The sequence below is a fragment of the Enterobacter cloacae genome, from assembly GCF_013375935.1.
GTDB lineage: Bacteria > Pseudomonadota > Gammaproteobacteria > Enterobacterales > Enterobacteriaceae > Enterobacter > Enterobacter pasteurii.
On sequence record NZ_CP056117.1, the window covers coordinates 4,155,017 to 4,169,396 of the forward strand.

The 14,380-nt window shown below is 55.9% G+C and carries 9 protein-coding genes; 3 read left to right on the forward strand and 6 right to left on the reverse strand.

Annotation, left to right across the window (positions count from 1 at the left end):
- Positions 1 to 37 precede the first annotated feature (37 nt).
- The 3 genes from asnS (at position 38) to HWQ14_RS19620 (ending at position 4,479) form a co-directional block, all read left to right on the forward strand.
- A complete protein-coding gene (asnS, locus tag HWQ14_RS19610; protein ID WP_148421022.1) occupies positions 38 to 1,438 on the forward strand; it encodes an asparagine--tRNA ligase in 1,401 nt (466 codons plus the stop codon).
- 606 nt (positions 1,439 to 2,044) lie between these two features.
- Complete coding sequence (ompF, locus tag HWQ14_RS19615; RefSeq protein ID WP_274857760.1) at positions 2,045 to 3,103, forward strand: porin OmpF; 1,059 nt, start codon at positions 2,045 to 2,047, stop codon at positions 3,101 to 3,103.
- 185 nt (positions 3,104 to 3,288) lie between these two features.
- A complete protein-coding gene (locus HWQ14_RS19620) occupies positions 3,289 to 4,479 on the forward strand; it encodes an amino acid aminotransferase (protein ID WP_148421024.1) in 1,191 nt (396 codons plus the stop codon).
- 47 nt (positions 4,480 to 4,526) lie between these two features.
- On the opposite strand, the gene HWQ14_RS19625 is transcribed toward HWQ14_RS19620, so the two are convergent.
- From HWQ14_RS19625 to mukF, 6 genes are all read right to left on the reverse strand, one after another.
- A complete protein-coding gene (locus HWQ14_RS19625; RefSeq protein ID WP_148421027.1) occupies positions 4,527 to 5,174 on the reverse strand; it encodes an MBL fold metallo-hydrolase in 648 nt (215 codons plus the stop codon).
- Between the two features lie 20 nt (positions 5,175 to 5,194).
- Positions 5,195 to 5,746, reverse strand: coding sequence for a YcbK family protein (locus HWQ14_RS19630; protein ID WP_176610717.1), 552 nt, complete (start codon positions 5,744 to 5,746; stop codon positions 5,195 to 5,197).
- Between the two features lie 175 nt (positions 5,747 to 5,921).
- Positions 5,922 to 7,745, reverse strand: coding sequence for a L,D-transpeptidase (gene ldtD, locus HWQ14_RS19635; RefSeq protein ID WP_176610718.1), 1,824 nt, complete (start codon positions 7,743 to 7,745; stop codon positions 5,922 to 5,924).
- Between the two features lie 178 nt (positions 7,746 to 7,923).
- Positions 7,924 to 12,372, reverse strand: a complete 4,449-nt coding sequence (mukB, locus tag HWQ14_RS19640) for a chromosome partition protein MukB (RefSeq protein WP_176610719.1) — start codon at positions 12,370 to 12,372, stop codon at positions 7,924 to 7,926.
- A complete protein-coding gene (gene mukE / locus HWQ14_RS19645; protein WP_003858208.1) occupies positions 12,372 to 13,076 on the reverse strand; it encodes a chromosome partition protein MukE in 705 nt (234 codons plus the stop codon). The genes mukB and mukE overlap by 1 nt, the downstream gene beginning before the upstream one ends.
- On the reverse strand, positions 13,057 to 14,379 hold the full coding sequence (mukF, locus tag HWQ14_RS19650) for a chromosome partition protein MukF (RefSeq protein WP_015570962.1): 1,323 nt from the start codon (positions 14,377 to 14,379) through the stop codon (positions 13,057 to 13,059). Before mukF ends, mukE begins: the two co-directional genes overlap by 20 nt.
- Position 14,380 lies beyond the last annotated feature (1 nt).

Consider the following 14,380-nt stretch of genomic DNA (forward strand, 5'->3'; position numbering starts at 1 on the left):
GTGTTTATTTTTTCCGACTATTAACAGAGAGAATATTATGAGCGTTGTGCCTGTAGCCGACGTACTCCAGGGCCGTGTCGCCGTTGACCAGGAGGTCACCGTGCGCGGATGGGTGCGTACTCGTCGAGATTCTAAAGCTGGCATCTCCTTCCTCGCCGTCTATGACGGTTCCTGCTTTGATCCTGTACAGGCCGTCATTAATAATTCTCTGCCCAATTACAATGACGACGTTCTGCACCTGACAACAGGCTGTTCCGTGATCGTTACCGGCGTTGTGGTGGCTTCTCCGGGCCAGGGACAGAGCTTCGAAATTCAGGCGACAGCTGTGGAAGTAACCGGCTGGGTTGAAGATCCGGATACCTACCCGATGGCTGCAAAGCGCCACAGCATCGAATATCTGCGTGAAGTCGCGCACCTGCGTCCGCGCACCAACCTGATTGGTGCGGTCGCCCGCGTGCGTCACACCCTGGCGCAGGCGCTGCATCGCTTCTTTAACGAGCAGGGTTACTTCTGGGTTTCTACCCCGCTGATTACCGCATCCGACACCGAAGGTGCAGGTGAAATGTTCCGCGTTTCAACGCTGGATATGGAAAACCTGCCGCGTACGCCGGAAGGTAAAGTCGACTACGACAAAGACTTCTTTGGTAAAGAAGCCTTCCTGACGGTATCCGGTCAGCTGAACGGTGAAACCTATGCCTGTGCGCTGTCCAGGATCTATACCTTCGGCCCAACCTTCCGTGCGGAAAACTCCAACACCAGCCGTCACCTGGCGGAATTCTGGATGCTGGAGCCGGAAGTGGCCTTTGCCGACCTGAACGACGTTGCGGGCCTGGCGGAAGCGATGCTGAAATACGTGTTCAAAGCCGTTCTTGAAGAGCGCGCAGACGACATGAAATTCTTCGCTGAGCGTGTGGATAACGATGCTATCGCCCGTCTTGAGCGCTTTGTCTCCGCGGACTTCGCGCAGGTAGATTACACCGATGCGGTTGCTATCCTGGAAAAATGCGGCGAGAAGTTCGAGAACCCGGTTTACTGGGGCGTGGATCTCTCCTCCGAGCACGAACGTTATCTGGCAGAGAAGCACTTTAAAGCGCCGGTTGTTGTGAAAAACTATCCGAAAGACATTAAGGCGTTCTATATGCGCCTTAACGAAGACGGTAAAACCGTTGCCGCGATGGACGTCCTGGCACCGGGCATCGGTGAAATCATCGGTGGTTCCCAGCGTGAAGAGCGTCTGGATGTGCTGGATGCGCGTATGCAGGAGATGGGTCTGAACCCGGCTGACTACAGCTGGTATCGCGACCTGCGCCGCTACGGTACCGTTCCGCACTCCGGTTTCGGTCTGGGCTTTGAGCGTCTGATTGCCTACGTTACCGGTGTTCAGAACGTGCGTGACGTGATTCCGTTCCCGCGCACGCCGCGTAACGCAAGCTTCTAACCGACCTTCTTACCTATGGCCAGCAAACGCTGGCCATTATTTTATCCTGCAATGTCAGTTTTCGTCAGTCGAAAGTCAGCGTCTTTAAAACACAACCCCGCAATAACCTCTACCTGTTACGTTTTGTTTCCACGAAATATCTGTGAACAAAAAAACAACCTCAATCTTATTGCGCTTAATACATTTCTTAACTTATAGCACAAAAAACAACCAAATCCAGAGCCATCCGGACGTCTTATTACGATCATAAGAAAATCCACACCGTTTAGCTTCTGTTTATAAGTAATGCATTTAGCAAAATTAAAGATAAGCAAATCATATATATAGGAATAAAGGAGATGTTTATTTCGCCAGATGCCGCTGAAATTTGAGGTGCTTCACAAAGTTCCCTAAAATACACATTTAGTTACACATAATTTCTTTTTGTAACCGAATCTTGAAGATTGTAGCACTTTCAGTGTAGCGAAACGCTTCTATGAATGGAAAGATGCCTGTCAGATACAAAAAGACACCTAACTCTCATCAATAGTTCCGGAAATATTTATTGACAGAATTTATTGACGGCGGTGGCGAGTGTCATAAAAAAACCAATGAGGGTAATAAATAATGATGAAGCGCAATATCCTGGCAGTGGTAGTCCCTGCCCTGCTGGTAGCCGGTGCAGCAAACGCTGCTGAAATCTATAACAAAGACGGCAACAAATTAGATCTTTACGGTAAAGCAGTTGGCCTGCACTACTTCTCTGACTTCGCAGGCAACGATGGCGACAAAACTTATGCGCGTCTGGGCTTCAAAGGCGAAACTCAGATCAACGACCAGCTGACTGGTTACGGTCAGTGGGAATACAACTTCCAGGGTAACAACTCTGAAGGCGGCGATGCACAGGACGGCAACAAAACCCGTCTGGCATTTGCAGGTCTGAAATTCGGTGATGCAGGCTCCTTCGACTACGGTCGTAACTACGGCCTGGTCTATGACGCAATCGGCATCACCGATATGCTGCCTGAGTTCGGTGGTGATACCGGCGCGAGCGATAACTTCTTCGCAGGCCGTACCGGTGGTCTGGCAACATACCGCAACAGCAACTTCTTCGGCCTGGTCGATGGTCTGAACTTTGGCCTTCAGTACCTGGGCAAAAACGAGCGTGATGACGCATTACGTTCTAACGGTGACGGCTGGGCGACCTCTCTGAGCTATGAATACGAAGGCTTCGGCATTGTTGGTGCTTATGGTGCGGCTGACCGTACTGATGCACAGCAAACCAGCCTGGCCTGGGGCGAAGGCGATAAAGCTGAGCAGTGGGCAACCGGTCTGAAATATGACGCGAACAACATCTACCTGGCGGCAGTGTACGGCGAAATGCGTAACGCAGCACGTCTGGACAATGGTTTCGCTAACAAGTCTCAGGACTTCTCTGTCGTTGCTCAGTACCAGTTCGACTTCGGCCTGCGTCCATCCATCGCCTACTACAAATCTAAGGCGAAAGACGTAGAAGGTATCGGTGACGAAGACTACATCAACTACATCGACATTGGCGCGACCTACTACTTCAACAAAAACATGTCCACCTATGTTGACTACCAGATCAACCAGCTGAAAGACGACAACAAGCTGGGCATCAACAACGACGACGTTGTCGCTGTGGGTCTGGTTTACCAGTTCTAATCAGCACACCGCATTGTTATATGCTTAATAAACAGGGCTTCGGCCCTGTTTTTTTTATTTGTGCAGATAAAACTTAGCGACTTTTGAAAAGCCGCACGCTTTTCGTCGCAAACGGTTGGCATTTTGTAAATCTACCGTTAACCTGATAGCGGATTTCACTTCTGTAATCACAATGGAACTTCGTCATGTTTGAGAACATTACTGCCGCTCCTGCCGACCCAATTCTGGGCCTGGCCGATCTGTTTCGTGCCGACGACCGCCCTGGCAAAATCAACCTGGGTATTGGTGTATATAAAGATGAAACCGGCAAAACTCCGGTACTGACCAGCGTTAAAAAAGCTGAGCAGTACCTGCTGGAAAACGAAACCACCAAAAACTACCTCGGTATTGATGGTATTCCTGAATTTGGTCGCTGCACCCAGGAGCTGCTGTTCGGCAAAGGCAGCACCATTGTGAGCGAAAAACGCGCCCGCACGGCCCAGACCCCTGGCGGTACCGGCGCACTGCGCGTGGCGGCAGATTTCCTGGCGAAAAACACCTCCGTGAAGCGCGTGTGGGTGAGCAACCCAAGCTGGCCTAACCATAAGAGCGTATTCAATTCCGCGGGTCTGGAAGTGCGTGAATACGCCTACTACGACGCGGCAAACCACGCTCTGGACTTTGACGGTCTGCTGGCAAGCCTGAACGAAGCCCAGGCGGGCGACGTGGTGCTGTTCCACGGCTGCTGCCATAACCCAACCGGTATCGACCCTACCCTTGAGCAGTGGGAACAGCTGGCTAAGCTGTCCGTTGAAAAAGGCTGGCTGCCGCTGTTCGACTTCGCCTACCAGGGCTTTGCCCGTGGTCTGGAAGAAGACGCCGAAGGCCTGCGCGCGTTCGCTGCGGTGCATCAGGAGCTGATCGTAGCCAGTTCTTATTCCAAGAACTTTGGCCTGTATAACGAGCGCGTGGGTGCCTGTACGCTGGTGGCCGCTGACGAGCAAATCGTCGATCGCGCCTTCAGCCAGATGAAATCCGCGATCCGCGCTAACTACTCCAACCCACCGGCACACGGTGCATCTGTGGTCGCGACGATCCTGAGCAACGATGCGCTGCGCGCTATCTGGGAACAGGAGCTGAACGATATGCGTCAGCGCATTCAGCGCATGCGCCTGCTGTTTGTGAACACGCTGGCAGAGAAAGGTGCCGATCGTGATTTCAGCTTCATCATCAAGCAGAACGGCATGTTCTCCTTCAGCGGCCTGACCAAAGAGCAGGTGCTGCGTCTGCGTGAAGAGTTTGGCGTGTACGCCGTTGCCTCTGGCCGCGTAAACGTTGCAGGCATGACGCCTGACAACATGGCACCACTGTGCGAAGCCATTGTCGCGGTGCTGTAATCTGCATCCACAAAAAAGCCTGCATAAGCAGGCTTTTTTATTTCTGGTTACCAGACAGGCATTTCATCCTGAAGGAACGGGTTATGTAACCGCTCATGGCCCAGCGTCGACATCGGACCGTGACCCGGAATAAACGTCACGTCATCGCCCAGCGGCAACAGCTTCTGCTTAATCGACTGAATCAGCTGACCGTGATCGCCGCGCGGGAAATCGCTGCGTCCTACGCCGCCTTTGAAAATCACGTCACCGGAAATCAGCAGCCGCGACTGGTCGTCAAAGAAGACGATATGGCCGGGCGTATGCCCGGGACAATGCAACACCTGTAAAGTCACATTCCCTACGTTAACGCGCTCACCTTCGTTCAGCCAGCGGTCAGGCGTCAACGGCTGACACTCGTCCAGGCCAAACATGCGGCTTTGGGCGGGTAACCCCTGCAGCCAGAACTCATCTTCTTTTTCCGGGCCGATAATCGGCACACCGTAGTGTTCAGCCAGTTCAGCCGCTGCCCCAACATGGTCGAGATGACCGTGGGTCAGTAAAATCTGTACCAGCGTCACGCCGCTGGCAGCGACTTCCTGCCTGATTGTCCCGGCGTCACCGCCGGGATCGACAAGCGCGGCCAGCCTGGTTTGTTCACACCAGATCAATGAACAGTTCTGTGAGAACGCGGTAACCGGAATAATACGATAGTTCATACTGCTCCTGTATTTCGTTATTACCAGTGCCGAACCGGCCCGGTATCAATATGCACAAAGTTGCTACGTGGGTAGTATCCTACACCACCTGCGCGCATAGATAACGCCGCTTTGCGAATATTGGCTAACGAAACGCCTTCAATATGGAAATCCATCGCCTGCCCTTTCGTGTGGTAGCTTTTTTTCGCTACCCCACGGCTGTGGGCGCGCAGTTCATTGTTGGTGTCCAGAGAGCGGTAGCCAGAAATGAGCTGCACCGGCCTTTTGGTGCCCAGCAGGCCCTGCAGGCGGAAAAGCTGATCGAACAGTCCAGGGTCGATGGCTTTGATTTTATTCGCGCGGAAATCACGGAAAAAATGGTTGAGTCTTGCTAATTCATCCTGAATATAGCCTCTGCCATCGAAAAACTCCGCCTTAAGCGTCTCACCAGTATGCAGATTGTTGAGCGTTAAAATACGCGGACGAGGTGTCGAGAGGGTGGCAAATGCTGGCGTCGGAAGGATAGCCGCTGCGCCCAGCGCAACGCCACCTAACGCCAGCAATTTGCGGCGATTAGCGTCAAATTTGTCCATGATAATCAGGTCTACAGGTAAAAGAAATTGTCAATATGCTTAGCGCACGAAGGGCACCTTAACTGGCAAAGCCTGATACGTCAAGGCGCCCAACCCCAGCAAATACGCGGCCTGCAGCCAGATCGCCCCGTATTCACCATAACTTACGACAATCATTTTCCCCGAACTGCTTCATTTACCTGATTAATTGTTCCGCTTTTGGCAAAATTTGTGCGCCGGATCGCGCTGTCTGATCATAATTGTAAATATCTGTGCGGTACTGGGTGCGCCCGTCCGCGCCCACAAACGCGGTGAGATAATACAGGTTGACCGGAATATTGTGGCGGATATTGACGTAACGGGTGTCCCCCTGCTTGAGAGCATCGGAGATCCGCGTGTCGTTCCAGCCCGCATCCTGCAACAGCATATTCGCCAGCTCCGATGCCTTATTCACACGCACGCAGCCTGAGCTGAGCGCGCGGGCATCTTTCTGAAACAGGTTATGGTTCGGCGTATCATGCAGATAGATAGCGTCCGAACTTGGCATGTTGAATTTATAGCGCCCCAGCGAGTTATGCGCACCCGGCGCCTGCTGGAAACGGAACGGCAGGTTCGACGGCGTAATCGTTGACCAGTCTACCATCCACGGATCGATCGTCTCTTTGCTGTTCCAGCCGCGGATCACCGTATAGTTATGACGCTCAAGATAGCCAGGATCGTTCCAGACCTTAGGCAGAATATCCTTGCGCGCCAGCGTTGGCGGCACGTTCCACGGCGGGTTCACTACCACGTTATTCAGGGCGCTGCTCATCATCGGCGTTTTACGGTCAGGCCGTCCCACAATCACCCGGGAGGCCAGCACCTCGCTGCCGTCCTGATAGTAGACCAGCGAATAAGCGGGAATGTTAACCATAATGCCGGTGGATAAGGTCCCCGGGAGCAAGCGCAGGCGCTGGATATTTAACGCCAGCACCCCAGCGCGCTGAGCCGGCGAGACGTTCAGCCAGTCGCGGGTGGATGGACCGATTACCCCGTCTGCGCCCAGCCCCTGCGCGGCCTGGAACTGCTTAACCGCCGCGACCAGTTCGCGATCGTAGGCGGCGGGTTTGTTGCTCAGCGCAACGGCCTTTTTCTCTTTTACCGGGGCCGACGGGCTGACGACCGCGTTTTGCGTATCGTCGCCAGGCAGCGCAATCTTAGGACCGCTTTCGAGAATGCCTGAGCGTTTCATAATTTCGCGGATCGCCGGGACATCGCTGCTCCACTGCCCCGGACGAAGCGTGGTTGTCCCACGTACCTGAGGCCACGGACGGGAATCCGCTACCAGCTCAAGCAGCGACTGATGCATGGTGGCATACTGCGGATGGGCAGGCGCCAGGCTTGCGATAAAGCGCGGCAGGTCACCGTTGTCCAGCGCCAGCTGCCACTGGTTAATCACAGACAGCGCAGGAGTCGCCAGCCTGTACGGCTTATTGCTGTAGAGCCAGCGGTTGCCGTTCACCGAAATGCCCGCCACAAACTGCAGGTAGCCCATCATGGCATCAGACAGCACCACGTCACGCGCCTGGCCGGTGACGGCGGGATCGGTGAGGAGTTCAACCCAGGTTGTGAACTGCGGCTGAAAACCTGCAATCGCCACTTCTGCCAGCTGCTGCTGGAAGGCGCGCACCGCATCCCGGTTTTCCCACATCGGTTTCATATCGCGCGCAGCGTACAGCAGCGTAAGCTGGTTGATATAGGCAGGAGTATAGCCCGCAGGCAGCCCGGTCATGAGCTGCTGGCGTAGTGATTCAGTATCGATGCCTTCCGGCAGCGGTTTAATGCCGGCCATAATGGCCGTCGCCGGAGACTGATCCAGCGGCTGTGACAGCGACGTCGGCTGCGCGCCCATCGTCGCAGAGCTGTCAGTCGGCACAATTTCAGGCTCGTCGGCCTGAGCGGTAAACAGTGGAGCAAACATCACTGTCAGGCACAAACTCAGCGCAGACAGCTGACGACCACGATTTTTCTTAAGCAACATCCCTTGCCCCCTGTTTTTACGACATGCCCAGTGTACTGGAGCTTTCCTTCAGTATAGGAAGGCATATACGCTGTTGCCTTACCTTATGTAAAGAAGTTTAAAGATAACGCAGCCCTGAACACAAGTTAAGTGAATAAAAAAAGCGGCGCATCAGCGCCGCCCTTTGTAATAACCCGCCTTAAGAAGCGTCAGCCGTGCCGGGTAATGATTCCGGAGGCTGCGGCGCGAAACCGCGCAGGCCGACGACGTGTACGTGTTCACTGTTCTGGAACACCTTACGCACCAGCTTATAGGTCGTGCCTTTTTCCGGGCTGATGTTTTCCGGCGCCGCAATGATGAGCTGCATATCAAGTCGATCGCAAAGCTCAAACAGCGTGGCGATGGAGCGGGCATCTAGACGCGCGGCTTCATCGAGGAACAGCAGACGGCATGGAGAGATGTCTTTACCGCGCAGACGACGCGCCTCATCTTCCCAGCTCTGCACCACCATCACCAGAATCGACATACCGGTACCGATCGCTTCACCGGTAGAAAGCGCACCGGATTCAGCGCGCAGCCAGCCGTCGGAGCCACGGTTAACCTCAACCTCCATCTCGAGATAGTTGCGGTAATCCAGCAGCTCTTCACCGATGGTTTGCGGGGTACGCTGGCCCATGTCAATCTGCGGATTCAGGCGCTGATACAGTTTCGCCAGCGCTTCGGAGAAGGTCAGGCGGTTACTGTTAAACAGATCCTGATGCTGCTCGTGCTGTTCAGACAGCACGTCCAGCAGCGTGGAGTGCGCTTCACGCACGTTCACGTTCAGCCGCACGCTGTTGACCTGGCCAAACGACACGCTTTGCAGGCCCTGATTCAGCTGGCGGATACGGTTCTGCTCGCGCTGAATGGTTTTACGAATAATATTCGCCACGCTGCGGGAGCTGATAGCCAGCTTCTGCTCGCGGGAGGTCAGCTCTTCCGTCAGACGCCCCAGTTCGATCTCCATCTGCTCGATGGCTTCAACCGGATCGTCGGTGCGGATGATGTCCTGACGAATACGCTCGCGCAAGTGCTGATAAACCGCCACGAAGAACTGGATTTTGCGCTCGGGGCGCTTCGGATCTTCGGACATGCGCAGCACGTCGCGCAGGTGTTCGTTGTCCGCCACGGCCAGACGCAGCGCGCCCAGCGCCTTATCCGACATAGAACGCAGCTCATCGGCTGACAGATACGCCAGCTCGCGACGGTGCAGACGACGTTCCACGTTATTGTCTTTCACCATACGCATCACCGCGCACCAGCCCGCCTTCGCGGTCACGACCTGTTCACGCATTTCGTGATAGTCGCGCTCCAGCTTGCGCAGGCGACGCGTCAGGTTGTCCATCTCCGCTTCACAGAAGGTCAGCGCTTTTTCCAGCTGATTACGACGCGCGCGGTTGTTGCTGAGCTGTGCATGCAGTTCATCGCGTCGGATACGGGCGCGCTCTTCCGCACCGCTGTCGGCGCGCACGCCGATGTCCTGAAGCTCTTTATGCAGGTCGTTTAGCAGCTCTTTCTTGGTGTCGAAGGAGCTTTTCAACGATGCCATCACCTGGCTGTACTGGCTCAGCTGTGCGGCGTGAGTACGCATCGCCTCACGCGCGCGGGTACGTTCCGCTTCGGCCTGCTCAAGACGCTGGCGCAGCTTTTCATTGAGATCGCTGTTCCCGCTCAGCATTTCTGCTGAATCGGAGTAGCCGAAGTGCGCGCGACGTTGCACCACTTCCGTCAGGGCAAACGCCTGCTGACGCGCTTCGCGCTGCACCTGCTGTGACCAGGCGTAATCTTCTTTTAACTGCTCAAACTGTTCCGGATCGCTCTGGAGAACGGAGACCATCGGCTCCAGTTTTGCCAGCTGGTTGCCGTGCTGCTGCACAAAGCGCGCCGCTTCCTGCGCTTCGTCCAGGCGTTCCTGAATTTCATCCACGCGATCGGCGAGGGTATCGTCTGCCAGCAGATTCAGGCGCGGCAGAATGCGGTTAAGCGCAGCAACCCCCTCTTTCGCCTGTTCGAACTGCACGCGGCTCTGCTGGTTGTCATTTTCATGGCTGGCCAGCGCGCGCTCCAGTTCACCACGGCGGGTGTTGAGCTTGCGAATTTCCGCTTCCGGATCGGGCTCAAAGGCCACGCCCAGATGGCTACCGATAAAGCGGCTGAACGCCTGATGCAGACGCTGCGTTTTCTGCACATCGAACGACAGCGTCGCAAAACGTTCAGAAAGCGTTTCACGCTCGGCGTGCAGGGTTTCAATACGGTTTTCACGCGCGGCGCGGCCAAACAGCGGCAGTTCCGGGAAGCGCGAGTAGCGCCACTGGCGATCGGCGATTTTCACCACCACCGCTTTTTCCAGCTCGTCTACGCTGAATACGCTGTCATCAAACGACTGCGGATCCCCTTCGATGAGGTAGAGATCTTCCGGGCAGTCCTCAAGCCCTGCGAGCTGCTCAGAAATCAGCGACAGATCCGGCACCACAATCGCGTTACGGGACGGACCGTACAGCGCGGAGAAGTACGGCGCATCGTCCAGGCCGACGTCGTCGTAAATTTCAGACAGCAGCACGCCGCCGAAACGCTCGGCTAACGCATTCAGACGCGGATCCTCTGACCCGCCCGGCTGGCTTAGGCGCTCAATTTCTTCATCGACGTCACGCTTGCGCGCGCCCACTTCGTCACGCTCAACAATCGCTTCACGCTCGCGCTCCAGCAGCTGTTGCATGTATTCGGTGACGTCCTGGCTGGAGGTAAACTCCTGGCCACACTGCTCGCTGAGCTGGTTCAGGCTGCTTTGCGCGGCCAGCCAGACTGGCGCACGTTGTAATAGCGTCTTCGAGCGGGACTGGAGCTGCTCAAGCTCCTGACGCAGCGTCATGCGCTGTTCGCTGGCATTCGAGACGGTATCGGACAGGGCCGCAATACGCGCCTCCAGCTCCTGATGCAGGGCTTCAAGCTCGTCGAAATCGTAATTTTTACCCTGACGCTTGCAGAAATCCGCCAGCAGACGTTCGGCTTCCTGCTGCTCGCGCAGGCGCTGTTCCAGCTCGTTCAGACGCATGCGCAGCGGCTGCACCTGCTCGGCCAGATGGCGCTGGTTCACGCCGTCGCGCAGCAATTCACGGGCAACGTCCCACGCTTCGTTACGCGCCAGCGGGCCGTTGATCGCCACCACCAGCTGGTACGCCTGCTCAAACTGGCTGTGCGCCGTCTGGGCCACGCTCATTTTCTGATCGAGAGAGAGCAGTTTTTCCGTGGCTTCCTGCTCTTTTGCCTGGAAGGTATCCAGCCATTCGTCGGCGCTTTCCGGGGTAAGATCGGGCAGATGGCAGAGCGCTTTTGCACGCTGCAACGCCTGCAGCGCCTGGTTGTACTGGATCGCGCGGGTCTGCTGCACGTCCAGCGCCTGCTGGTAGTCAGCGAGCTGGCTTTTCAGCTCATCCACTTCCAGCTCGGCGGCTTCGGCGCGGGCTTCGTTCTCTTCCTGCAAATCGGCGGCTTCCGCCACCACTTCATTTTGCTCTTCGAGACGAATTTGCAGCTCATCGAGATCCGCTTCGTAGCGCTCGATTTTCTCCTGCTGACGCAGCGCGGTTTGCACCAGGTTAAGGTGATCGCTGGCCGCCTGGTAATCGGCTTCCAGATCCCCTTCGGCGCCGTTGTGCTCGCCCAGCTCACGCGCCATTTCGACGTGCTTATACTGCTCGGCCACCAGCTGTTTGCGGGAGGTAAACAGCTCGCGACGATACTCTAGCGCCTGATCGAGATGAATGCGGCGCTCGTTGGCGTGGCGCATATAGTCTGCCGCCACGTAGTTAGTGGCTTCGCTGATCAGGTGTTTAAACAGATCGCGGTCAGACTGCGTAACGCGAATCGCTTCCAGCGTCATGCGGTTTTCACGCAGCGCGGCTTCCATATCCTGGAAGGCCTTACGCACGCCGCTGTTTTCCGGCAGCAGGTAGTCGCGCAGGGAGCGGGTAATGGCGCTGGAGATACCGCCGTACAGGGAGGCTTCGATCAGGCGGTAGTACTTACTACGATCGGACGCGCTGCGCAGACGGCGGGCAACCACGCCCAGATCGAACATCAGGGAGTGGTAGTCGGTAATAGAGTTGAACTGCTTGAACTGAACGCCTTCAATGGCTTCGAGCTTGTCTTTCAGCTCCTGAAGCGTCAGGACGCGCGCCTGGCGTTCATTCAGGGTTTCCGTCAGCAGCGCGGTCGGCTGTACGGACGTTGGCAGCCCCTGAATCGCAAACGGCTTGATATCCACTTTACGATCGCGCCCGGCGACCTGTTGCAGACGAACCCCCACGACCACGCGCTGGTGACGGGAGTTGATCACGTCCAGCACCGAATAACAGACGCCCGCTTTCAGCTTACCGTGCAGACCTTTATCGCGGGAGCCGCTTGTCGCCCCCGCTTCGGTGGTGTTACGGAAGTGCAGCAGCGTCAGGTCAGGGATCAGCGCCGTAACGAAGGCCGCCATGGTGGTGGATTTACCCGCCCCGTTACCGCCGGAGAGCGTCGTCACCAGCTCATCCAGATCGAAGGTTCGGGCAAAGAAGCCGTTCCAGTTAATCAGCGTTAGTGAGCGAAATTTACCGCGTTCAATCATTACTCTTCCTCCCCGCTATCCGGCTGATTCTCTTCATGCTCGTCATTGAGCTGCAAATGGTTTTCCACCGGCATCGCCTCACCGTCACGGATCATACGCAGCTGCGCTTCGCGCGCATCGTCGCCCGCGCGCACATCGGCGCCAAAGCGGAAGACCGATTCGGTAATGCGGAACTTGCTGCTGTCGTGGCCCATGAACCAGACCATTCCCAGACGGCGCAGACGGTTAAGGGAAGAGCGTACTTTTTCCTGTAATTTCTGACGGTCCAGATCGGACCCCGTCGAACGATTGTTCACCAGCTTGAGAAGCTTGCTTTCATCCGCCAGCGACAGCAGCTCATCGTAAAGCTCCTGCTGGGTGAAGATCCCCTCATTCGCCAGACGTTCCGGGCTGAGGTAGAGGTAGCAGAGAATTTTACCCACCATCATATCCAGCTCGGAAAGCACGGAACGGGGAATAAGCGTGGTCGAGCGCGGACGCAGGTAGAAAAACCCTTCCGGCGCGCGGATAAGCTCAACGTTATAGCGAGCGTAAAACTCTTCCAGGTACTCCTGAAAGTCCATCAAAAAGGCGTGATTATCCAGCTCGTCAAGGCCAATGTGACGACCGGCACGCAGCTGGCTGTCCAGCGCCGGAAACAACGGATTCGCCAGCGCCTGTGCCAGCTTAACTGGCATCACTTGTTCAATATTTGTCAATGACATGCGCCTGTACCTTGGCTCCGTAATCGTTAATCGGCTGCCACTTCGGCGGCAGTCCGGTGAAATCGGCTTGTGCGATACCCAGGCGCACCGCCTGGTCTACAACAATGCGGGCAACGTCGAAGTGGCGCGCGCGCGGATACTGCGCCAGATAGTCGCGCACCACGAGGCCAAGATCCAGCGGCGCCTGTCTGGTTTTGTAGACAGCGAGCTGTTCCTCGATCATCGCCGCAAGCTGCTCGCGAATTTCGTTAAATTCTTCGTATTCCAGATCCGGCGGCAGTTCCCCGGTGACCTCTTCATCGCGCAGCGCCATCTCTTCGTCGCGCATATCCAGCAGACGATCGGCATTGGCGTAGGTCAGCGCCCATGGCGCATCGAAGTAGGTCTGTACCGACTGGCGCAGACGCTGGGCAAAGACGCGGTTTTTGTCCATATCGATGGCGGTACGGATAAATTTATGCACGTGACGGTCATAACCAATCCACAGATCGATCGACTGCTGGCCCCAGCTGATAATGCGGTCAAGCTTGCTCTGCAGATCGAACACCAGACGGTCGATAAAATGCAGATCGTCGTGCGCCATCGTCGCGTCCTGGATGCGCAGCAGGTTGGCCTGAAGCTTGTCGCCTGCCGCCTCCAGCGTATCCTGCAGTTCGCGCAGCGTACCGGAGGTTTCTGACAGTAAAAGTTCACAGCTGGAGATAGCCGCGCGCCAGTCCTTATTCAGCAGCTGCGCAATATCATCCTTAACCTGCTGCTGCTGTTCGTCCATCAGACGCTGGGTCAGATCGATACTGTCAAAAATCTCGGCGACCGAGTATTTCAGCGGTGCGTACACGTTGCGATGCCAGTGGAATTCGTCACCGTTTTCATCGGCCGCGTCGGCGGCACGCTTCAGCTCTCCTGCAACGATAGAGAGCTGCATGGAGAGGCGCAGCGTGGAAAATTCACGCTGGCGAATATAGTAATCGGTAATGCCGATGCCCAGTGGCGTGAGGCGATAGATAGCGTTTCCTTCCGCCTGCTCGCTGGTAAAGCGGTTCAGCAGACGTTGACGCACCATATCATTGATGGCGTTGTTGGCGCGCACGCTAATGGTTTCGCTGGTTTGCTCAAACGCATCACTGACGTGGCGGAACGCATCCACCAGTTCGCCTTCACTCATTTCGCCATCCAGGCGTTCGCCGTTTAGCGTCGCGACCGCCAGCAGGAAAGAGAGTCTGTCTACCGGCAGCGAGATGGAGAAATCATTTTTCCTGGCCCAGGCAACCAGTTCGGGGACTGTCTGGGAAAATTCACTCATA